Origin of the sequence: Vibrio ouci (assembly GCF_004551525.1) — a bacterium.
GTDB classification, from domain to species: Bacteria; Pseudomonadota; Gammaproteobacteria; order Enterobacterales; family Vibrionaceae; genus Vibrio; species Vibrio ouci.
The window spans coordinates 59,856-80,306 of sequence record NZ_SATR01000017.1 but is presented as its reverse complement, the minus strand read 5'-3'; the positions used below and the strand labels follow the sequence as shown (position 1 = coordinate 80,306).

Below are 20,451 nucleotides of genomic sequence, written 5' to 3'. Positions count from 1 at the left end.
AAGCTTTTAGATCATCATAGACCAAATAGTATAAAGGCATGCCGAAGCATGCCTTTAGAAGTCACAGTCACTGAAGATTAGAGCTGCTCTAACCGAGCGTAAGCGGTCACCAACCACTTAATCCCTTCACCGTTAAAAGCAACTTGAACACGACTTTGTGGACCACTGCCTTCAAAGTTGATGATGGTGCCCTCTCCAAATTTAGGGTGCATAACGCGTGAACCTAAGCTAAAGCCAGTTTCGTTAAAGCTTTCTTTCACTACGGTTTGGCTAAAGCGGCCAGAGCTTGCTGGGCGACTCACTTGCGCTTTCATACGTACTTCATCAAGGCACTTCTCTGGAAGCTCGCGAATAAAGCGTGATGGTTTATGGTACTTATCTTGACCGTACAAACGACGCATCTCTGCGTAGGTAATGTAGAGTTTTTCCATGGCACGGGTCATACCCACGTAGCAAAGTCGGCGCTCTTCTTCCAAACGACCAGCTTCTTCCGCGGACATTTGGCTCGGGAACATGCCCTCTTCAACACCGACCATAAACACCAGTGGGAACTCCAAACCTTTCGCACTGTGCAAGGTCATCAGCTGAACGGCATCATCAAATTCGTCCGCTTGACCTTCACCCGCCTCTAGCGCGGCGTGAGTCAAAAATGCCGTCAGCAGCGTCATGTCTTCTGCTTCTTCTGGCTTTTCAAACTGACGTGTTGCCGTGACCAATTCTTCCAAGTTCTCAATACGTGCTTTCGATTTCTCGCCTTTCTCTTGTTCGTACATCGCGAACAGACCAGAGTATTTGATCACATGGTCAGTTTGTTCATGCAGCGACAATTCGCAGGTGTCATCTTCAAGTGCATTAACCAATTCAATAAAGCGACTGAGTGCGCCGGCTGCTCGCCCTGGCAACACTTGGTTTTCTAGCAAATGCAGACTCGCTTGCCACATGGTGCTGCCTTGGTCGCGCGCGGCAAAACGAATTGTCTCAAGGGTTTTATCCCCTAGACCACGCGTTGGTGTATTCACCACACGCTCAAAAGCCGCATCATCATTACGATTCGACATCAAACGCAAATAGCTTAAGGCATCTTTGATCTCTTGACGCTCGAAGAATCGCATCCCGCCATAAATACGATATGGCAGACCTGCTTGAATCAAAGCTTCTTCAAGAACACGTGACTGGGCGTTATTGCGATACAGCATTGCGGCATCATTGAGTACGCCGCCTTTATCCTGCCACTCTTTGATTTTATTGACCGCAAAGCGTGCTTCATCTAACTCGTTGTATGCAGAATAAACCGAGATCGGCTCACCTTCTGCGCCGTCAGTCCACAGCTCTTTACCCATACGCTCAGTGTTATTGGCAATCAGTGTGTTTGACGCTTCGAGAATGGTCTTAGTCGAGCGATAGTTCTGCTCAAGACGAATGGTATTAACGCTAGGGAACTCATGAGTAAACTTCTCAATGTTCTCAATCTTAGCGCCGCGCCAACCGTAGATAGACTGGTCATCATCACCAACAATCATCACATGTGAGTCAGGGCCTGCCATCATACGTAGCCAAGCGTACTGAATGTTGTTGGTATCTTGGAATTCGTCGACCAGAATATGCTTAAAGCGAGCTTGGTAATGTTCGCGGATATGTTTCTTATCGCGCAATAGCTCATGGGCACGGAGTAAGATTTCCGCAAAGTCGACTAAACCTGCGCGGTCACACGCTTCTTGGTAAGCGGTATACAGTTGTAGATAAGTCTTGGTAATCGGATCGCCGTAGGCATCAATGTGACTTGGGCGCAAACCTTCATCTTTTTTGCCATTGATCCACCACGCGACTTGCTTCGCTGGCCACTGCTTTTCATCTAAGTTCTGCGCTTTAATCAAGCGACGCAATAGACGAACCTGATCATCGGTATCAATGATCTGGAAATCTTCTGGCAGCACAGCATCAAGATAGTGAGCACGTAAAATACGGTGACAGATCCCATGGAAAGTACCGTTCCACATCCCCGAAGCACTGCCCATCATTATCTCTTCAATACGTCCGCGCATTTCCGCTGCGGCTTTGTTGGTGAAGGTAACGGACATAATTGAGAATGGTGAGGCTTGCTCAACCGACATCAACCACGCAATACGATGCACCAGCACGCGCGTTTTACCACTGCCTGCACCAGCTAAGATAAGTGAGTTTTCTAGTGGGGCGGCAACAGCTTCACGCTGCTTGTCATTTAGACCATCGAGAAGTAATGAAGGATCCATTCGGGGCTCAGCTACTGTTTATCTATACATGAAAAGGCATTATACCCGAGTGACTTTAAGATGCTAGGCGAGAAACACCTCCGTTACGCAGCAAGCCCGACAATGACTGCATCAGCAATGAAAAAAAGCAGAAAAAATCACACAATTATTCTCTCTATAAAACAACACCTTAGATAATCAAGACAAATAAAAACCAACGAAAAGATAATTTTTTTGAAAGTTTTCCGCCTCCTTCTCTATCCTTTTAACTAAGCAAGTTGATGAATTCACACATGATTCACTTGCCTACATAAGTAAAGGAATTAAGTCTGAGGAAATGAATATGAAAAAGTCTAATCTTGCTGTTACCGCTGCTGTTACAAGTCTTATTGCTTTTGGTGGTGCTGTGCTCACAGCGGCTCCAGCAGTCGCAGCCGAAAAAGAAAAATGCTACGGCGTGGCAAAAGCTGGCAAAAATGACTGTGCAACAAAAACCAGTTCTTGTGCCGGTACAGCAAAAGAAGATAACCAAACGGATGCATTTGTTGTCGTACCTAAAGGCCTATGTGGCAAGTTGGCGGGCGGTAGCACTCAATCATCATAATTTCTACCGATGACTATAGGCGGTCTAGGCTCAACTGACCGCCTTGTCTCATCCCATCACTATTCAAGGATGGCGTTTGTGAAATCAACCACTTTTCATCCCCAAGTCGGCGTAGGGCTACGCTCTCCACACCTAGACTACTTTGTCGCACAAAAACCACCGCTTTCTTGGTTAGAGATCCACAGCGAGAACTATTTCCAACCCTACTCAAAAGCAAGGCAACAACTGGAATTACTGGCTAACCACTATCAAATCAGCTGCCACGGTATTGGTTTATCTCTGGGTAGTGTTGAGCGCGTGAGTCAACAACACCTGACACAACTTCGCAGCCTAATTAACGATATTGAACCATTTTTGGTTTCCGACCATCTCAGTTGGAGTCAAACTGGCGGCCACTACTTCAATGATTTATTACCACTGCCTTACACCGAAGAAGCACTCAAGGTGTTTTGTCGCAATGTTGAGGAAGTTCAAGATGCCATTCAACGACCTCTGCTGATTGAAAACCCTTCTAGCTATCTCAAATTCAATCACTCGACCATTAAAGAGTGGGAGTTTTTGACCGAAGTACAAAAACGCACCGAGTGTCGGTTGCTACTCGATTTAAACAACATCCACGTTTCCGCCTTTAACCATGGCTTCGATAGTGTTGAGTACATCAATGCTATCCCTGAATATGCCGTGGATGAGATTCACCTCGCTGGATTTACCGTTAAACAACTCGACCAAGGTGAGATCTGGATTGATACCCACAGCCGCCCGGTCAGTGATGAAGTGTGGCAACTCTATCAATATTGGCTCGAGTCGTATGGTGAGCGTCATACTCTGATTGAGTGGGATTTAGATATCCCTGAACCAGAAGTGTTGTTAAACGAGGCAAGCAAAGCCAGCCAGCAACTGCAACGTTGGCAAGATAAGCAAAGGAAGGTCTCATGAGTGATGTTTCTCTTGCCAAGCTGCAACAGACGTTTGCCACTGCCTTGCACTATCAAGCCAGCGGTGAGGCGTGCAATATTGCTAGCGATACCTTCACGGCTGATGAGCGAATGCAGATTTATCGCAATAACTTTGTCGTTAGCCTTAGTGAAGTATTAGCTGCGACCTATCCTATGGTGTCGGCTCTGGTTGGCGAGGAATGCTTTAATCAAATGGCCCGTCAGCATGTACTCAACAACCCTTTGAATTCCGGTGATGTCAGCCACTATGGCGAGCATTTCAGTGAGTCGAACAGCCACTTTCCAGCGGTGGTCGAAGCGGCCCCGTATGCCGCAGAAGTAGCGCGATTTGAATGGTGTATTGATTTAGCGCAGCAGCAACAGGGGCAAATATCACTCTCTGGTGAATTGTTACCACTCGCCAAGCTTGCTGAGATTGAGCCAACGCAGCAAACATCTATTCATCTGCATCTCTTATCGGGCATGGTGCTGTTCCAATCTTGCTATGCGGTGTATTCACTACAGAAAGCGATTGCTGACAACCAGTTTGACGACTTGCAATTACACCAAGCAGAGCAAGGCTTTATTTGCTGCACAGCTCAGGGGGAAGTTTGGACACAAAAGCTCGACTGCAATGCGTTTGAGTTACTGCAGTACCTACATTCCGACTGCACACTGGGTGAGATACCGCCAGAACAACTACAACACATCAATCTGATTTTTGACAGCAATGTGATTGCTGGATTTACACTTGCGGATTAAGGGGGATAAGCATGTCTGATTCAATCAAAAATATGCTCAACACTTACGACAATATTATCAATGCGACTCAGAGTGCTTTCGTTCCTCTATTGCTGCTGTTTTGCCGCCTTTGGGTTGCCTGGGTATTCTTTAATTCGGGGCTGACTAAGATTGCCACTTGGGATAGCACCCTCTATCTGTTTGAGTACGAATACCAAGTCCCGATTTTGCCATGGCAGTTAGCCGCTTATATGGGTACCGCGGCAGAGCTGATTCTGCCTGTGTTTGTGGCGTTTGGATTATTAACACGACCAATGGCTGCGATCTTGTTTGTATTTAATATTATCGCTGTGGTGTCCTATCCTGTGTTGTGGGAGCAAGGCTTCTTTGACCACCAATTATGGGGATTAATGATCCTAATCGTGGTGGTATGGGGACCAGGACCATTCTCTATCGATAAACTGCTAAGGGCTAAGTTCGCTCGCTAGCCATCGCTATTTAAATCATCGTTGACCGAGTTAACCGCATCACGAGAGGCGTGACCTATCGCTTTGGTCGCATCTCGTGTTGCGTGGCCGATAGCCGTCGTGGCATCACGAGTCACGTGACCAATGTCAGTCCCCGCTTGCTTTAACTCAGCACAACCAGACGCACCTAGCAGTACGCTCAATATCAACATCTTACCTAGTTTCAGCATATTACCTCCTTGCATGCGGCGCTGATTATCATATCAATAAAAAAACGCCCCTGACTCATCAAGTCAGAGGCGTTTTGTTTATTTCTCAAAAAGGAATTAAGCGCTAATTCCTGAATGACGCAGCAAAGCATCAATTTGTGGCTCACGACCGCGGAAGCGTTTAAACAGCTCCATCGGCTCTTCACTGCCACCCATCTCTAGGATGTTATTAAGGAAGCTTTGACCCGTTTCGGTGTTGAAAATGCCTTCTTCTTCAAAGCGAGAGAACGCATCCGATGACAACACTTCAGCCCACAAGTAGCTGTAGTAACCAGCGCTGTAGCCACCAGCAAAGATATGGCTAAAGCTGTGTGAGAAGCGGTTCCACTCCAAGCTTGGCAGTACGGCTACTTTCGATTTCACTTCCGCCAGCGTTTCTAATACGCGAGGGCCCACTTCTGGATCAAACTCAGTGTGGAGCGTGAAATCAAACAAACCAAATTCTAGCTGACGCAAAATAAACATCGCTGACTGGAAGTTCTTCGCTGCCAGCATTTTTTCTAGCATCTCTTTTGGCAATGCTTGACCCGTTTCAAAGTGACCAGAAATAAACGCCAGCGCTTGTTCTTCCCAACACCAGTTTTCTAGGAACTGACTTGGTAGCTCTACCGCATCCCACGGCACACCGTTGATACCTGATACCGCACCCGCCTCAACTTGAGTCAGCATGTGGTGAATACCATGACCAAATTCGTGGAACAGCGTGACTACCTCATCGTGAGTAAATAGCGCCGGCTTGCCACCGACTGGACGGTTAAAGTTACACGTTAGGTACGCGACTGGTGATTGCAGCTCACCAGATTCATTAATACGGCGAACTCGACACTCATCCATCCAAGCGCCGCCACGCTTATGTTCACGTGCGTACAAATCTAGATAGAAGCTACCACGTAGGTTGTTATCCGCATCGAAGATATCAAAGAAACGTACTGACTCATGCCAAGTATCCACACCTTCACGCTCTTGAACTGTCATACCAAATACGCGCTTAAGTACTTCAAACAGACCACTTACCGCTTTCGCTTCAGGGAAGTAAGGACGCAGCTCTTCGTCTGAAATTTGGAATAGGTGCTGTTTTTGCTTCTCGCTGTAATAAGCAATATCCCACAGGTTAAGCGCTTCAACGCCAAACTCTGCTTTAGCAAATTGGCGCAGCTCTTCCACTTCGCGTTCACCTTGAGGTTTTGCTTTGTTGGCTAAATCGTTCAAGAAACCCAGCACCTGTGAAGGGTTTTCTGCCATCTTGGTTGCCAGAGACTTTTCGCTATAAGTGTTAAAGCCGAGCATACGCGCAATCTCGCAACGCAGTTTTAGCTGCTCGTTGATGATCTCTGTGTTGTCCCACTCACCCGCTTTAGGGCCACGATCAGACGCGCGAGTTACGTACGCTTCGTACAACTCTTTACGCAGCTCTTGGTTATCACAGTACGTCATCACTGGCAGGTAAGATGGGATATCAAGTGTCAGCAAGTAACCTTCTAGCTCTTTAGACTCAGCCGCCGCTTTCGCTGCCGCCAATGCCGACTCAGGCATACCCGCCAAGTCGGCTTCATCGGTCACATGCTTGTTCCAACCCATAGTCGCATCAAGCACATTGTTCGAGAACTTAGAGCCTAGCTCTGACATACGCTTGCTGATCTCACCGTAACGGTGCTGCTCATCAGCAGGTAGGCCAATGCCTGACAATTCAAAATCACGTAGCGAATCAGTGATGGTTTTCTTTTGCGCTTGAGAAAGTGCTGCAAAGCTCTCGTCCGCTTTTAGCGCTTTATACGCTTCAAACAGACCTTTATGTTGGCCAACCCAAGTACCGTACTCAGACAATAGCGGCAGACAACTTTCGTAAGCGTCACGTAGTTCATCACTGTTGACCACAGAGTTCATGTGGCTCACGGGAGACCAAATACGACTTAAGCGGTCATCCACCTCTTCGATTGGCGCCACGACGCTTTCCCATGTTGGGGTAATATCCTCAGCAAGTACCTGTTCGATTTTAGCTCGACAGTCAGCAATCGCCTGCTCTACCGCTGGTTTAACATGTTCTGGTTTAATCTGTGAAAACGGGGGCAAATCGGTAAAACTAAGAAGTGGATTCGACATAAATCATTCCTTTTGTTAGCCAAAGCGAACTACGGTTCGTCTATTGAGTATATTCAACATCTTAAAGATTAAATATAGGTGCGTTGAGCATTTTTCAATAGCAGGCGGCGGCTAAGTTGTTGCTAAATACGAGCATCGTAACGCCACTGAGTATATAATCGGCGAATCGTTCGTATTAACTTCAATATGGTTGCAAGACCATTTCGAGAGAGTCATTTTGTTAAGTTACCGCCACAGTTTTCACGCTGGTAACCACGCCGACGTGGTTAAGCATATCGTTCAAAGCCTTATTCTGGATGCGCTCAAGCAAAAAGATAAGCCATTTGTTTACCACGATACCCACTCAGGTGTTGGTCGTTACGACCTGACTCACGAATGGTCAGAAAAAACTGGCGAATACAAACAAGGTATCGCTCGCATTTGGGATCAAGCCGATATCCCACAAGATATTCAAAGCTACCTTGAGTCGATTAAAACGCTCAATAACGGTGATGCTCTGCGCTACTACCCAGGCTCACCCCGCGTGGCCCGCGCTCAACTGCGCCCGCAAGATCGCATGGTGTTGACTGAACTGCACCCTGCCGATCACCCGCTGCTTGAGCAAGAGTTCCACCGCGACCGCCAAGTGTCTATCTACAAAGAAGATGGCTTTCAACGTCTAAAAGCAAGCCTACCGCCAAAAGAGCGCCGCGGTCTTGTGCTGATTGATCCACCTTACGAATTGGCAAAAGAGTACCGTGACGTAGTGACAGCTATTGCTCAAAGCCATAAACGTTGGGCAACCGGTATCTACGCAATTTGGTACCCGGTAGTTAATCGTTGTGACATCGAAGATATGATTGAAGGGTTAGAAGGCTTAGACATTCGCAAGATTCTGCAAATCGAATTAGGCGTGTCACCAGATACCAACGAGCGCGGTATGACAGCGTCAGGCATGATCGTAATTAACCCGCCGTGGAAGTTGGAAAGTCAGATGAAAGAAATTCTACCGTTCCTGCAAGAAGCGATTGCCCCTGCCACAGGCCACTGGAAAGTAGACTGGATCGTCCCTGAGTAACCATCAGTATTCTCAATCTCTAAAAGCGCAACGATGATGTCGTTGCGCTTTTTTTATTTATTTTTAAAAATTTTCGTCTCCGCTTCGTCTTTTGTTTTTGGCCCGCGTCTTAAGGGTGTAAATCATCAAAATATGAAAGAGAGACATCATCATGCTTAAAGTAGTTAGCTTCAAAATCTGCCCATTTGTCCAACGTGTTACCGCAGCACTAGAAGCAAAACAGATCCCATACGAGATTGAATACATTAATTTAAAAGACAAGCCGCAGTGGTTCCTAGATATCTCACCAAACGGTCAAGTACCAGTAATGGTGACTGAGTCGGGTACTGCGCTGTTTGAATCAGATGCGATCATCGAGTACATCGAAGATGAGTACGGCCCACTAGAGCAAGACGTCACTAACGAGCAACGTGCACTTGACCGCGCTTGGAGCTACCTAGGTTCAAAACATTACCTACCTCAGTGTGGAACCATGGGTAGCAAAGACAAAGCAACATTTGAAGAGCGTGCAGAGAAGCTGATTAAAGCGTTCCAAAAAGCAGAGAAACAACTGTCTGGCGAGACGAAATTCTTCAAATCAGATCAACTAAGCAATGTTGATATGGCATGGTTACCTCTGCTACACCGCGCAGCAATTGTTAAAGCGCACTCGGGTTACGACTTCCTATGTGGCTTACCAAACATGCAAGCGTGGCAAAAAAACATCCTAGAGTCAGGGTTAGTTGAAAAAACCGTTTCAGAAGACTTCGTTCAACTGTTTAGCGATTTTTACCTCTCTAACACCTACCTAGCCGACGGTAAAGACGTACAAGCGAACACTGGCTGCGGCTCATCAAGCTGCTGCGGCTAATCGCCCTTCTCGTCCAGATCATTAAAAAACCCAAGCGGAATAACGCCTTATTCCGCTTTGTTACCCTTTCATCGTTATTTGTCATAAGCAATATCACTTTTTCCCATTTAGGAAATTGCTAGACTCGATTTATGATAGGGATAACGGATCATGCCCAACAAACTTGGGCAGGTAACAATTCAATGCGGGATGTTGAGTTCATAGCTCATCACCCCCATGTAACTGCTATCGGATAAAATTAATAAGTTCTTGGAGAAAGTAATGGCGACTCATTTTGATTACATCTGTATCGGCGGCGGCTCAGGCGGCATCGCATCGGCAAACCGTGCAGCTATGTACGGCGCAAAAGTCGCGCTGATTGAAGCTCAAGACCTAGGCGGTACGTGTGTAAACGTAGGCTGTGTACCGAAGAAAGTCATGTGGCACGGTGCGCAAATTGCGGATGCAATGAATCTATACGCTGAAGACTACGGCTTCGATGTAGATGTAAAAGGCTTTGACTGGAACAAACTAGTTGAAAGTCGCCAAGCTTACATTGGTCGTATCCACCAGTCTTACGATCGTGTTCTGGGTAACAACAAAGTCAACGTCATCAAAGGCTTCGCTAAGTTTGTTGATGAGAAAACGGTTGAAGTAAATGGCGAGCACTACACTGCGGATCATATCCTAATCGCTGTCGGTGGCCGTCCGACTATTCCAAACATTCCAGGTGCGGAATACGGCATCGACTCTAACGGTTTCTTTGAGCTAAACGAGCAACCAAAACGCGTTGCAGTTATCGGCGCAGGTTACATTGCGGTTGAAATCGCAGGCGTACTAAATGCGCTTGGCACTGAGACTCACCTGTTTGTGCGTAAAGAATCTCCACTACGTAGCTTTGACCCAATGATCATTGAAACGCTAGTTGAGGTTATGGACGCAGAAGGTCCTAAGCTTCACACTCAATCTATTCCAAAAGAGATTGTTAAAGAAGCGGATGGCAGCCTGACTCTTCACCTAGAAAACGGCAACACGCAAAACGTTGACCAACTTATCTGGGCAATTGGCCGCCACCCAGCAACTGACGCAATCAACCTTGCATATACTGGCGTTGAAACTAACGAGCGTGGCTACATCAAGGTAGACGAGTACCAAGAAACCAACGTGAAGGGCATCTACTGTGTAGGTGACATCATGGAAGGCGGTATCGAGCTGACTCCAGTTGCAGTTAAAGCAGGTCGCCAGCTTTCTGAGCGTCTGTTCAACGGCAAAACCAATGCAAAAATGGACTACAACCTAGTTCCAACTGTTGTATTTAGCCACCCACCGATCGGCACGATTGGTCTAACAACTCAAGAAGCTGAAGAGAAGTACGGCAAAGATAACGTGAAAGTGTACACCTCTGGCTTTACGGCAATGTACACAGCAGTAACTAAGCACCGTCAGCCATGTAAGATGAAGCTGGTTTGTGCGGGCGAAGAAGAGACGGTTGTTGGCCTACACGGCATCGGTTTCACGGTTGATGAAATGATTCAAGGCTTCGGCGTAGCAATGAAGATGGGCGCAACCAAAGCAGACTTCGATTCTGTTGTGGCTATCCACCCAACTGGCTCAGAAGAGTTCGTTACTATGCGCTAATCGCTCACTGTCACTTTTTGGCAGATAAGCGTTCTAACTATAACGGGCCGTGCATTCTATGCACGGCCCGTTTTTATTTGATGGTTCTGGTTAGCAATGCCTCGGTTGATGTTCCAACAGCGCGATAAATGCCTCTAAATAGTGCTCAATGGTGAAATCGGCCGCAACAGAGGGAAGCTCCAAGGTGATACAAAGCAAATTCCTTTCGTCGCACCAAGAGCCAAATGAACCCGGGGTTTCATAATCGACATCGTCAACCATGGGCAAATCAAACTGCTTAGCCAGCCAAGCCGCCAATTCTGAGCGATGTGGGTCATCGACACAGGCAAGCGGCTCATGAAACGACACCACAAACTTAGGCTGTCGCTGCTCAATCAATTCAATCAGTGCCTTGATTTCAGGTTCTAATTGCTCCCTTTGTCCGGTACTGACTTTGACATCGCGTACTGACGTGTTTGAGCTCCAACGATAAACCGTACCCTCTTTGGCCCAATTTTGCGTAGGAAAGGCGCGGTTGAGGTCGACTTGATTGGCATTAGCTCGGGTGCCTAATTGGTTACCATCAGGATTAATCGACAAGATAACATCATGGCACAACCTCTCTGCTGGGAGGCTACGCAATGCACAAGACAGGCCTGCAATGGAAGCCGTTTCATCACCATGGGTTCCGGCTAAAATAAGGCCACGCGACTCACTCTCTACTTGAGCGGGGAAATAAAGCAACTTCGCGCCAAGTACTGAGTTTCCATATGACAGCGGCGTAATTGAAAATGCCGCTCTTTCCGTTCTTGGAATTAAACTCACCATAATCTCCTGATTTGTTGAGTAGTATTTACATTAACCGAACAGTTGTACACCGTTAACAATTGTATGGTTATTGTGCTGCTTTGATTAAAAAGACGTGTTAGGAGAACGAAAAAATATGGATTTTAAAAAACATTCCACAGCGTTACTGGTTTCCTCTTTATTGACCCCTTTTCTCTCAGTTTCTGCTTGGGCTGACTCACTGCCGGAAGGCGTTCAACTGGCTGCCGAGCAACACCTAGTTCGCGCCAACGACGCAGAGGCTGCAACACTTGACCCTGCCAAAGCTGAAGGGCTACCTGAGATGCACATTCTGCGCGATCTGTTCGAAGGCCTAGTCATCCAAGATCGCGACGGTAATATCGTTCCTGGCGTAGCGCAGTCTTGGGAGACTGAAGACAACCAGACATTTGTTTTTCACCTGCGTAAAGACGCCCAGTGGTCAAACGGCCAACCTGTAACTTCTGATGACTTTGTCTACGCAATAAGACGCGCGGTTGACCCTAAACTGGCCTCACCCAATGTTTGGTACCTCAAACTGACCAAAATTAACAACATTGCCGATGTCGCCGAGGGTAAAAAGCCACTCGAAGAGCTCGGTGTTCGCGCTATCGACAAACACACGCTGCGCTTTGAACTCGATAGTAAAGTGCCTTACTTTGTTGCTATGACAGGACATACCTCAATGATGCCTGTGCATCAAGCAACGCTAGAAAGTAGCGATAAACCATGGAGTGATCCTAGCCAGTTTGTCGGTAATGGTGCCTTTACCCTCGATAAATGGGTGGTCAATGAACGCATTGAGCTAAAGAAAAATCCTAACTACTGGAATAGCGCTGAGACTCACCTCAATCAAGTGACTTATATTCCATTCGAGAACCAAAATGCTTCAATCAATCGCTACGCCGTTGGTGAAGTCGACATTACGTCAGATGTGCCAACTCATATGGCGCCACAGCTGAAGAAAAAGTATCAACAGGCTTACACCGCAGTCCCGTTACTATGTACCTACTACTATGCGTTTAATACCACTCGCCCGCCGTTTGATGACATTCGAGTGCGCCAAGCGGTCTCTTATTCGATCATGCGTGATGTGATCACCAATGGTGTCACTCAGGTGGGTAACCTGCCTGCCTATACCTTTGCCCATCAGTACACCGCTGGGTTTGATGCCTCTCAGCCTGAGTATAGTCAATGGACACAAAAGCAACGCGATGAGAAGGCCCGTCAACTGCTCGAAGAGGCTGGATATGGAGAAGGAAAACCGCTCGACTTTAAACTGCTCTACAACACCAGTGAGTCAAATAAGTCGATTGCGGTGGCGATTGCTTCCATGCTGAAAAACAACCTCAATGCCAAGGTCGAACTAGAGAATCAAGAGTGGAAGTCTTACCTTGTCTCTCGCCGGCAAGGTGATTTTGATGTGATGCGCGCTTCTTGGTGTGGTGACTATAACGAAGCATCAACCTTCTTAAGCCTGCTGCGTTCTGGCTCTTCTGGTAACTTTGCCCGTTATAGTAGCGAGCAATACGATCAGGCAATGGACAGCGCCCTAGCAACCACCAGTGACACTAAGCGCCAAGCCTTCTATGACCAAGCGGAACAGTCATTAGCGATGGATATGCCGATTGCGCCAATCTACTACTACATGCAGGCTCGATTGGTACGACCAAGCGTTGGCGGCTTTGCCAAGAACAATGTCGAAGGACGCATCTACTCGAAAGACATCTACATCAAACAGCAGTAGCCATGATGAGGTAATCTCTCAGAGACAAAAAAGCAGGCCAATTAGCCTGCTTTTTTATTGCTTAGTGACTACTTCACACACATTACATTGAGCAGTGAAGTTCCTTTGAGCTGATTGGTTTTACCGCTGGTAAATAAGCCAACTTTGTTGCTCCCCCAATAAGGTAAATGCATTGGCCACTGGCTCTTTTCCATCTCTCCCGATTTGAGCAGCTCCTGCCATTGCTCTATCGTCGCCATTCCCATGCCAAGGCGATAACAGGTCTTATACGCTTCATCATAATCCATACGGTTCCACGGCAGTGAGTGTTCCATATAGAACTGATCATCACTAAACATCACGTAAGGGACTTTATATTCCACGCCATTAATGGTGGTCGCTAAACGAATCGCAATTTCTTGCTGTTTATTTTTCGGCTCAGGCGAAGAAACAACAGCTGGCTTAGCAGGTTGTTTTATCGGTGCCGGTATTACCGTTGTAGACTGAGCTGCTGGCTTAGGTGACTGTTTGGTTTTGGCTGGTGGTGTCGCTTTCGCTGGCGCTCCACTCACCACTTCACGAATGAAGGCTTCTTTATAGCCCTTCTCCGTTTTTACATTCGCAAGGTCCTGCTTCACCTCAGCGAAATTGGTGTAAGGCCCGATTAGGCAGCGCCAGCCTTTCGCTTCAGGCTTTATCCATACATCGGTGCCGATGTGCTTATACAGGGCCTTAGCTTTCTCCAATGACAGCGGCTTACCAAACACACCACACTGAATCCAAAAAGTAGACTCACTGCCACGCGGCTTAGAATTGCCCCATATCCCTTTGCCGATCGGACAAGCTTTATCTAGTACCGGCAGTTCATTCGCATAGGCTTGTGTTGCATCACAGAGGAATTCTTGTGCCAGTGTCGGCGTAGGCATAACTGGCAAGGCCAATAGAGCAATAAGGCTCCATCGCTTAGAAAAAAATTGCTTTGGCTTTGCTGCCATATCGATATCCATAAACTTCATTCTTTTATCCACTATGCAGACAAATAGTGTGACATTATTACTTGTTCACTGTTGAGAAAAAGTGAATGCAAAAAAAGAGCCGTAATCAATTACGGCCCTTAGTGTAGTGAGAATCTACACGCTAAATCCAAGGCTCAGATCACCCTTTAAGCAATTGATATCCTCACAACTTAACCCGACACGCAGAAAAGATATCTTTCTCTGCCTGATAGGTTTCCGTTTCGACATCCATAATCCCTAATAAAGAGTGAAACAGGTTATCTTGCGAGTAGTGTCCGCGCAGCTTGGCGCCTTGCTTGAGACAATCGTAGTTGATATTTTTCGCCTGCTGGAAACCCTGGGACATCCACACAATAAGCGGCACTGTAGTTTGGTAATCTGGCGCAAACGCGTACGGCGCTCCATGCAGATACATGCCACCCTCGCCCAGCGATTCCCCATGGTCAGACAGATAAATCACCGCAGTATTGTATTGCGCCTCCAGTGCACGTAACTGCTCAATAACCTTACTCAATACATAATCAGTATAACGAATGCTGTTATCGTAACTATTGAGGATCTGTTGCTGAGTACAATTTTCAATATCAGCTCTCGGGCAATCAGGCTGGAACACCGCCATATCCTTTGGATAACGCTTATAGTAGGTCGGCCCATGGCTGCCAATAAGATGCAGTGCAATCATCTCATTGCCCGAAAGCCGCTCAATATTCGGCAACAAGTTTTCTAGCAGCACCATGTCATAACAGGTATTGCCATCACACTCGCTGTCTTTGCGTGAACGCGGCATCATCTGCACTTCGATATGACGCGCGACATTCTTGTCCCCACCATCGTCATCTTCCCAGATCATTGAGACCCCAGCACGATTGAGAATATCGAGCACATTGTCTTGGTTATTGGCCTGATCATGATCGTAGCTATCATGGGTCAAGATGGAGAACATACACGGCAGTGACACCGCAGTAGCCGTACCACAAGAGCGCACATCCTGAAACGACACCACATCTAACTTGCTGGTGTAAGGGTTGGTTTCACGTGAGTAGCCATTAAGCTGATAGTTTTGCGAGCGTGCAGTCTCGCCGACCACCAACACAACAAGGTTAGGTTTCTGTTTCGCTTGCTCTAGTGCCTGCTTAGACTGGTGGGCATCGAGCCCTAACTCGACATAAGGTTGAGGAGTGGTGAAGTAGGTCTGCTTGATATAGCTGCTGGTCGCGTAAACAAGCTGAGTTGGCACGATCATTTTCTTTAAATAGCTGTGATTGCGACCAAATGAGGCGTAATCCTGATAGTAAAGCCCGGCAATGAGCGTCAACATCAACACAGAACACAGGATAGAAAGTAGTTTTTTACCAATCAGTTTTAGCCACGACTCACGCTTCACTGGCAACATAATAAGCAGCGCTGCGGGCACCACACCAAAACCAATCACCCACAATATCGAGTAAAGGCTGAGGTACGAACTCGCCTCACTGCTGTCAGTCTGCATAATATTGACGATCATATTGGTGTCAAAGATGGTGCCATAGTTATAGCCGGCATAACTGACGAGCGCCGAAAGGACCAACAGCAAGCTAAAAAAAGGCTTGGTCACTAAAGGCCAACTCAACAAATTGAACAGCAAGTTGAGCACGGCAAAAAAGAACAGCGGAATAGAGATGATAAAGCCAAGCTTTACCGCATCCATCGCTGAGAAAAGTTGTAGCAGTTCCTTATAAATCGGCAGATTCAACGCCAGAGAGAAATAGACCGCCAGTAAGGCACTCAGTGTCACGTAGCTGACCTTGCTAGAGTGTCGAGAAATCCAAGCTCTCATAGTAAACCTCCAACAATGATTCCCCAGGTCAGCAATGCCAACATCAAGGCCATGAACACCGCTGCTGAGGCGATATCTTTAGCTCGACCGCTCAACTCGTGTAGCTCGCTGCCGATGCGATCAACCACAGCTTCGATTGCCGAGTTAAGCAGCTCAACAATCACGACAATAAACAGGCTGCCGATCAGCAATACCTTTTCAACTGCGGTGACGGGTAGCCACAACGCTACTACCAGCATAGCTAATCCAATGATGCTCTCTTGCCTAAATGCCGCCTCATGCTGCCATGCAGCCTTTAGCCCCTTGATTGAATATCGCGTTGCATGCAGCACGCGGACAATTCCCGTTTTTCCAGGCTTCACTCACTTACCTTCTTGATGACTTAATTATTATGTTTATGTTCAAACCACCTCAGTTGTAAGAGATGGCCTACTACTCATTTTAATAATCAGACACGAAATCGGCGTAAAACGCTCCGTCCAATGCAGTAAACATTGATTACCGAATTGAAATACGCCACAAACAAAAAAGCCGCGAATAATCGCGGCTTTATCGATAAGGAGAACATTACCCTTTGTAGATCTTCGGGTTAAATACATCACGTAACCAGTCACCCAGTAGGTTGATAATCAACACTAGCGTCACTAGAACAATGCCAGGGAATGCTGTGATCCACCAAGCACCTGAGAAGATGTAGTTAAAGCCGATACTGATTAGCGCACCTAGCGATGGCTGATCGACCGGTAGACCTAAGCCAAGGAAAGAAAGCGCCGCTTCCGACATGATCGCGTTTGCCACCTGAACCGTCGAGATAACCAAGATTGGTGATAGACAGTTTGGCAGAATATGGCGGAACATGATGCGCGGAGCTTTAAAGCCCATTACACGCGCCGCTTCAACATACTCTTTCTTCTTCTCGGCCAACACTGAAGCACGGATAGTACGTGCATACTGCGGCCATTCTGCCACACCAATGATCACCACCAGCATCACTACGGCATACTGACTATAGAAGTCACTGCCAAAGCTGGCTTTAAAGATAGCCGAGACGATGATCGCGACCATCATGGTTGAGAACGAAAGCTGTACATCAGCAAAACGCATTAGGAAGCTATCAATACGACCACCGAAGTAACCCGCAGATAAACCAATCACGATACCTAGGAATAACTGTAGACCAACAGCTAAGAAGCCAATCGTTAGTGACAAACGAGAGCCGTAGAGAATAGTCGACAAAATGTCACGACCCTGCTCATCAGTACCAAGCAAGAATCGCTCATCACCATCTTCCATCCATGACGGTGGCAGCTCTGAGTCCATGATATCAATCGATGATAAATCGTATGGGTCAGTTGGGGATAAAACTGGCGCAGCCAAAGCCATCACCAAGAAAAGCATGAACACAGTAAAACTTGCCATCGCGACTTTATCGCGCTTGAAGTAATACAAGAAGTCCGACTGTTTAAAACGCTCCCAGCGAGAAGGAGCTGCTGCTGTTTGACTCATGATTAAGCTCCTTTACCTGTTAGATTTACGGTCGGGTTGATGATGCCGTATAGCAAGTCAACAATCGTATTGGTTACCACGAAAATCAAGCCAACAAAAATAACGTAAGCCGTGATAAGCGGTGTATCAACACGGTTAATTGCTTCAAGGAAAAGGAAGCCTGTACCAGGCCACTGGAATACCGTTTCCGTTAGGATGGTATAAGCCACCATGGTACCAATCTGTACACCACCGACCGTTAATACTGGCAGCATGGTGTTTTTCAATGCGTGTTGGTAGTAAATATTGTTCAGTGCAAGGCCTTTCGCCTTACCAAACTTAATGTACTCAGAGCTAAGAACTTCAAGCATCTCTGAACGTACCAGACGAATAAATAGCGGTAGCATGATAGATGCCAGTGCAATACATGGCAGAACCAAGTGAGCTAGTCCATCAAGGGTAAAGTAGCCTGATTCCCAACCAAATATATTAGCAGTCTCACCTCGGCCATAAGATGGCAACCAGCCTAACTCAATCGAGAACACATACATCAGCATGATGGCGGTTAGGAAAACAGGGATCGAGATTCCGACACTACTGCCTGCCATCACCAGCTTAGTAAAGAAGCTTTTTGGATGAATTGCTGAGTAGACGCCAAGAGGAATCGAACAGAAAACAATGATAAGCGTGGCACCAAACACTAGCTCAAGTGTCGCCACGAGTTTATCAAGAATCACTTCAACCGCTGGGCGCTTGAAGAAGTAAGATGTGCCTAAATCACCTTGTAGCGCATTGCCGACAAAGCGAGTGTATTTTGTAATGAAGGGATCATTCAGACCTAGATCATCACGTAGCGCTTGGCGCTCGGCTTCTGAAACCGACTGACCAACCAACTCACGTAACGGGTCGCCTAGGTTATCCTGAATGGCAAACGCCACTAGACTGATCACAAACATCACTATCAGTGCCTGAAACAGGCGCTTGACCAGAAACGAAAACATTCCTTGCCCCTTAAACTTTCCATAGATTTCAGTCTTAAAAATGGTACTTAACCCGACTGAAACAAAGCTAAGCACCAAAAATCGACCAAGCATTCACCGAATCATGAATACTTGGTCTGGTTCACTCGTGATTATTTAACCACTAGGTCACCGAAGTATGGGAAGTTCATACCGTTGATGATTGGACCAATCTCAACGTTACCTTCCGCTGCCCATGATGGATCTTGCCAGTGTAGAGGTACGAACGCCGCTTCGTTGTATAGAATCTCTTCTACTTTTTTCAGCGATGCACTACGTTTCTCTAGATCTGTCATCGTGTTGGTCTCTTCAATTAGCTTATCAACTTCAGCATTTGAGTAGTGACCACAGTTGTACTGACCTTTACCTGTATCAGCGTTACGCGTCATAGCTAGGAACTCAGTAAAGTTACCTGAATCCTCTGTATCTGGGTGCCAGCCGATCATTAGCATATCTGCCGCACACTTATCGAATTCAGGCCAGTATTGAGCTTTTGGCATTGTCTTCAGATCAACCTTGATACCGATCTTAGACAGCATTGCTGCTGAAGCTTGAGCAATCTTGTCATCGTTCACGTAACGGTTGTTTGGCGCCATCATAGTTAGCGTGAAGCCTTTCTCGTAACCCGCTTCTTTCATCAGCTCTTTCGCTTTCTTAAGATCGTAGCGAGGTTTAAGATCGGCGTTGTGACCAACGAAACCTACTGGGCTCTGTTGACCCGCAGCCGTTGCCGCACCCTTCATTACTTTCTTAGTGATACCTTCGTTGTTGATTGCGTAGGTAATCGCTTGACGAACACGCACGTCTTTCAGTGCAGGGTTGCTGTTTTGGTTCATTTGGAACGTGATAACACGCGTACCTGGCATAGTGTAAAGATCTACACTGTCCGCCTTCTTAATACGCTTGTAGTCGTTTGGTGCAACAGGAGCAATCATATCAACGTCGCCAGAAAGAAGTGCTGCAACACGTGTTGCGTCTTCTTTGATTGGTACTAGCGTTAGCTTGTCTACGTTACCGTCAGACTCTTTGTCCCAGTAATCGTTGAAACGCTCAAACGTTACTTTTACGCCTTGCTCACGCTGAGTGATGATGAAAGGACCCGTACCAGAAACATTTGTCGATGCGTAAGAGTTACCGTGCTTAACTAGCTCAGCTTTGTCTTTACCATCTTCTGTCTTACCTGAGTAGAACTTGCTGTCCATTGGGAACAGGTAAGTCATGACGTTTTCTACTAGTGGGTAAACACCTTCTGTTTTCACTTCTACTGTGTAATCGCCAGTTTTAGTGATCGAAACGATTGGGCCAAAGATACCTTTGAAGTCAGGAGAGCTTTTCAGACGGTCAAATGTCCACACTACGTCGTCTGCAGTTAGTGCATTACCTGAGTGGAATTTAACGCCTTGGCGGATATTAAACTGCATCGTTTCGCCATCAATACGTTCCCAAGATTCAGCCAATCGTGGTTCAAATTCCATCTTCTGGTTAAAACGGATTAGTGGATCAAATACCATGTGAGACATTTGCAGTGTACCGCCAGACAATTGCTCATGCGGGTCAAGTGACACTGGGTCTGCATCATAAGCGACGGTAATATCTGCTGCCGCTGCGCCAAAGCTAAGGCCAGCTGCCATTAAAGCCACTGCTAGTTTGCTTTTCATGGTTTTCATTGCATAACTCCTTATGCGGGATTTCTATCCCTAGTTGTTGTATTTGCGTC

General features: G+C 46.8%; 18 protein-coding genes. 8 read left to right on the top strand and 10 right to left on the bottom strand.

The annotated features are described in order from the left end of the window. Window positions 1-77: 77 nt before the first annotated feature. On the bottom strand, window positions 78-2,249 hold the full coding sequence (gene uvrD, locus ELS82_RS12660; RefSeq protein WP_134835786.1) for a DNA helicase II: 2,172 nt from the start codon (window positions 2,247-2,249) through the stop codon (window positions 78-80). A 322-nt stretch (window positions 2,250-2,571) separates the two neighbouring features. On the opposite strand from uvrD, the gene ELS82_RS12655 reads away from it, so the two are divergent. The 4 genes from ELS82_RS12655 (at window position 2,572) to ELS82_RS12640 (ending at window position 4,996) form a co-directional block, all read left to right on the top strand. After that, window positions 2,572-2,832 (top strand): BufA1 family periplasmic bufferin-type metallophore, encoded by a 261-nt coding sequence (locus ELS82_RS12655; RefSeq protein WP_134835785.1) that lies wholly within the window; start codon window positions 2,572-2,574, stop codon window positions 2,830-2,832. A 78-nt stretch (window positions 2,833-2,910) separates the two neighbouring features. Further along, window positions 2,911-3,768: an MNIO family bufferin maturase gene (bufB, locus tag ELS82_RS12650; protein ID WP_134835784.1), complete on the top strand. Its 858-nt coding sequence runs from the start codon at window positions 2,911-2,913 to the stop codon at window positions 3,766-3,768. Continuing rightward, window positions 3,765-4,529, top strand: a complete 765-nt coding sequence (locus ELS82_RS12645) for an HvfC/BufC N-terminal domain-containing protein (protein ID WP_134835783.1) — start codon at window positions 3,765-3,767, stop codon at window positions 4,527-4,529. Before bufB ends, ELS82_RS12645 begins: the two co-directional genes overlap by 4 nt. Window positions 4,530-4,540: 11 nt before the next feature. Further along, complete coding sequence (locus ELS82_RS12640) at window positions 4,541-4,996, top strand: DoxX family protein (RefSeq protein ID WP_134835782.1); 456 nt, start codon at window positions 4,541-4,543, stop codon at window positions 4,994-4,996. Here the strand turns inward: ELS82_RS12640 and ELS82_RS12635 are convergent. Together ELS82_RS12635 and prlC are read right to left on the bottom strand one after the other, a co-directional pair. After that, on the bottom strand, window positions 4,993-5,205 hold the full coding sequence (locus ELS82_RS12635; RefSeq protein WP_167489300.1) for a hypothetical protein: 213 nt from the start codon (window positions 5,203-5,205) through the stop codon (window positions 4,993-4,995). The genes ELS82_RS12640 and ELS82_RS12635 overlap by 4 nt on opposite strands. Before the next feature lie 96 nt (window positions 5,206-5,301). Further along, on the bottom strand, window positions 5,302-7,344 hold the full coding sequence (prlC, locus tag ELS82_RS12630) for an oligopeptidase A (protein ID WP_134835781.1): 2,043 nt from the start codon (window positions 7,342-7,344) through the stop codon (window positions 5,302-5,304). A 217-nt stretch (window positions 7,345-7,561) separates the two neighbouring features. On the opposite strand from prlC, the gene ELS82_RS12625 reads away from it, so the two are divergent. The 3 genes from ELS82_RS12625 (at window position 7,562) to gorA (ending at window position 10,868) form a co-directional block, all read left to right on the top strand. Next, window positions 7,562-8,401, top strand: coding sequence for a 23S rRNA (adenine(2030)-N(6))-methyltransferase RlmJ (locus tag ELS82_RS12625; protein WP_134835780.1), 840 nt, complete (start codon window positions 7,562-7,564; stop codon window positions 8,399-8,401). A gap of 151 nt (window positions 8,402-8,552) precedes the next feature. After that, window positions 8,553-9,251, top strand: coding sequence for a glutathione S-transferase family protein (locus ELS82_RS12620; protein ID WP_134835779.1), 699 nt, complete (start codon window positions 8,553-8,555; stop codon window positions 9,249-9,251). 261 nt (window positions 9,252-9,512) lie between these two features. Next, a complete protein-coding gene (gene gorA, locus ELS82_RS12615) occupies window positions 9,513-10,868 on the top strand; it encodes a glutathione-disulfide reductase (RefSeq protein ID WP_134835778.1) in 1,356 nt (451 codons plus the stop codon). 90 nt (window positions 10,869-10,958) lie between these two features. Here gorA and mpaA read toward each other — a convergent pair whose 3' ends face one another. Beyond that, a complete protein-coding gene (gene mpaA, locus ELS82_RS12610) occupies window positions 10,959-11,672 on the bottom strand; it encodes a murein tripeptide amidase MpaA (RefSeq protein ID WP_208733165.1) in 714 nt (237 codons plus the stop codon). A 118-nt stretch (window positions 11,673-11,790) separates the two neighbouring features. Between mpaA and ELS82_RS12605 the strand changes: the two genes are divergently transcribed. Then, the gene (locus tag ELS82_RS12605) at window positions 11,791-13,419 is read left to right on the top strand and encodes an ABC transporter substrate-binding protein (protein WP_134835776.1); all 1,629 of its coding nucleotides are present in this window, start codon (window positions 11,791-11,793) and stop codon (window positions 13,417-13,419) included. A gap of 68 nt (window positions 13,420-13,487) precedes the next feature. Here the strand turns inward: ELS82_RS12605 and ELS82_RS12600 are convergent, their stop codons facing one another. From ELS82_RS12600 to ELS82_RS12575, 6 genes are all read right to left on the bottom strand, one after another. Then, on the bottom strand, window positions 13,488-14,405 hold the full coding sequence (locus ELS82_RS12600) for an SPOR domain-containing protein (RefSeq protein WP_208733163.1): 918 nt from the start codon (window positions 14,403-14,405) through the stop codon (window positions 13,488-13,490). Window positions 14,406-14,577: 172 nt separating this feature from the next. After that, a complete protein-coding gene (locus tag ELS82_RS12595; RefSeq protein WP_134835775.1) occupies window positions 14,578-16,230 on the bottom strand; it encodes a phosphoethanolamine transferase in 1,653 nt (550 codons plus the stop codon). Beyond that, window positions 16,227-16,592 carry a diacylglycerol kinase gene (locus ELS82_RS12590; protein ID WP_134835774.1) on the bottom strand — a complete coding sequence of 122 codons (366 nt, stop codon included), beginning with the start codon at window positions 16,590-16,592 and terminating at the stop codon, window positions 16,227-16,229. Before ELS82_RS12590 ends, ELS82_RS12595 begins: the two co-directional genes overlap by 4 nt. Before the next feature lie 205 nt (window positions 16,593-16,797). Further along, window positions 16,798-17,736, bottom strand: a complete 939-nt coding sequence (locus tag ELS82_RS12585; protein WP_134835773.1) for an ABC transporter permease — start codon at window positions 17,734-17,736, stop codon at window positions 16,798-16,800. A gap of 2 nt (window positions 17,737-17,738) precedes the next feature. Next, window positions 17,739-18,716: an ABC transporter permease gene (locus ELS82_RS12580; RefSeq protein WP_134835772.1), complete on the bottom strand. Its 978-nt coding sequence runs from the start codon at window positions 18,714-18,716 to the stop codon at window positions 17,739-17,741. Between the two features lie 131 nt (window positions 18,717-18,847). Continuing rightward, a complete protein-coding gene (locus ELS82_RS12575) occupies window positions 18,848-20,401 on the bottom strand; it encodes an ABC transporter substrate-binding protein (protein WP_134835771.1) in 1,554 nt (517 codons plus the stop codon). Window positions 20,402-20,451: the final 50 nt, after the last annotated feature.

Excerpts from the sequence above, each read along its gene's own strand:
- uvrD (WP_134835786.1), bottom strand. The coding sequence starts at position 2,249 with ATGGATCCTTCATTACTTCTCGATGGTCTAAATGACAAGCAGCGTGAA.
- ELS82_RS12655 (WP_134835785.1), top strand. The coding sequence starts at position 2,572 with ATGAAAAAGTCTAATCTTGCTGTTACCGCTGCTGTTACAAGTCTTATT.
- ELS82_RS12645 (WP_134835783.1), top strand. The coding sequence starts at position 3,765 with ATGAGTGATGTTTCTCTTGCCAAGCTGCAACAGACGTTTGCCACTGCC.
- ELS82_RS12640 (WP_134835782.1), top strand. The coding sequence starts at position 4,541 with ATGTCTGATTCAATCAAAAATATGCTCAACACTTACGACAATATTATC.
- ELS82_RS12635 (WP_167489300.1), bottom strand. The coding sequence starts at position 5,205 with ATGCTGAAACTAGGTAAGATGTTGATATTGAGCGTACTGCTAGGTGCG.
- prlC (WP_134835781.1), bottom strand. The coding sequence starts at position 7,344 with ATGTCGAATCCACTTCTTAGTTTTACCGATTTGCCCCCGTTTTCACAG.
- ELS82_RS12620 (WP_134835779.1), top strand. The coding sequence starts at position 8,553 with ATGCTTAAAGTAGTTAGCTTCAAAATCTGCCCATTTGTCCAACGTGTT.
- gorA (WP_134835778.1), top strand. The coding sequence starts at position 9,513 with ATGGCGACTCATTTTGATTACATCTGTATCGGCGGCGGCTCAGGCGGC.
- ELS82_RS12605 (WP_134835776.1), top strand. The coding sequence starts at position 11,791 with ATGGATTTTAAAAAACATTCCACAGCGTTACTGGTTTCCTCTTTATTG.
- ELS82_RS12600 (WP_208733163.1), bottom strand. The coding sequence starts at position 14,405 with ATGGATATCGATATGGCAGCAAAGCCAAAGCAATTTTTTTCTAAGCGA.
- ELS82_RS12595 (WP_134835775.1), bottom strand. The coding sequence starts at position 16,230 with ATGAGAGCTTGGATTTCTCGACACTCTAGCAAGGTCAGCTACGTGACA.
- ELS82_RS12585 (WP_134835773.1), bottom strand. The coding sequence starts at position 17,736 with ATGAGTCAAACAGCAGCAGCTCCTTCTCGCTGGGAGCGTTTTAAACAG.
- ELS82_RS12580 (WP_134835772.1), bottom strand. The coding sequence starts at position 18,716 with ATGTTTTCGTTTCTGGTCAAGCGCCTGTTTCAGGCACTGATAGTGATG.
- ELS82_RS12575 (WP_134835771.1), bottom strand. The coding sequence starts at position 20,401 with ATGAAAACCATGAAAAGCAAACTAGCAGTGGCTTTAATGGCAGCTGGC.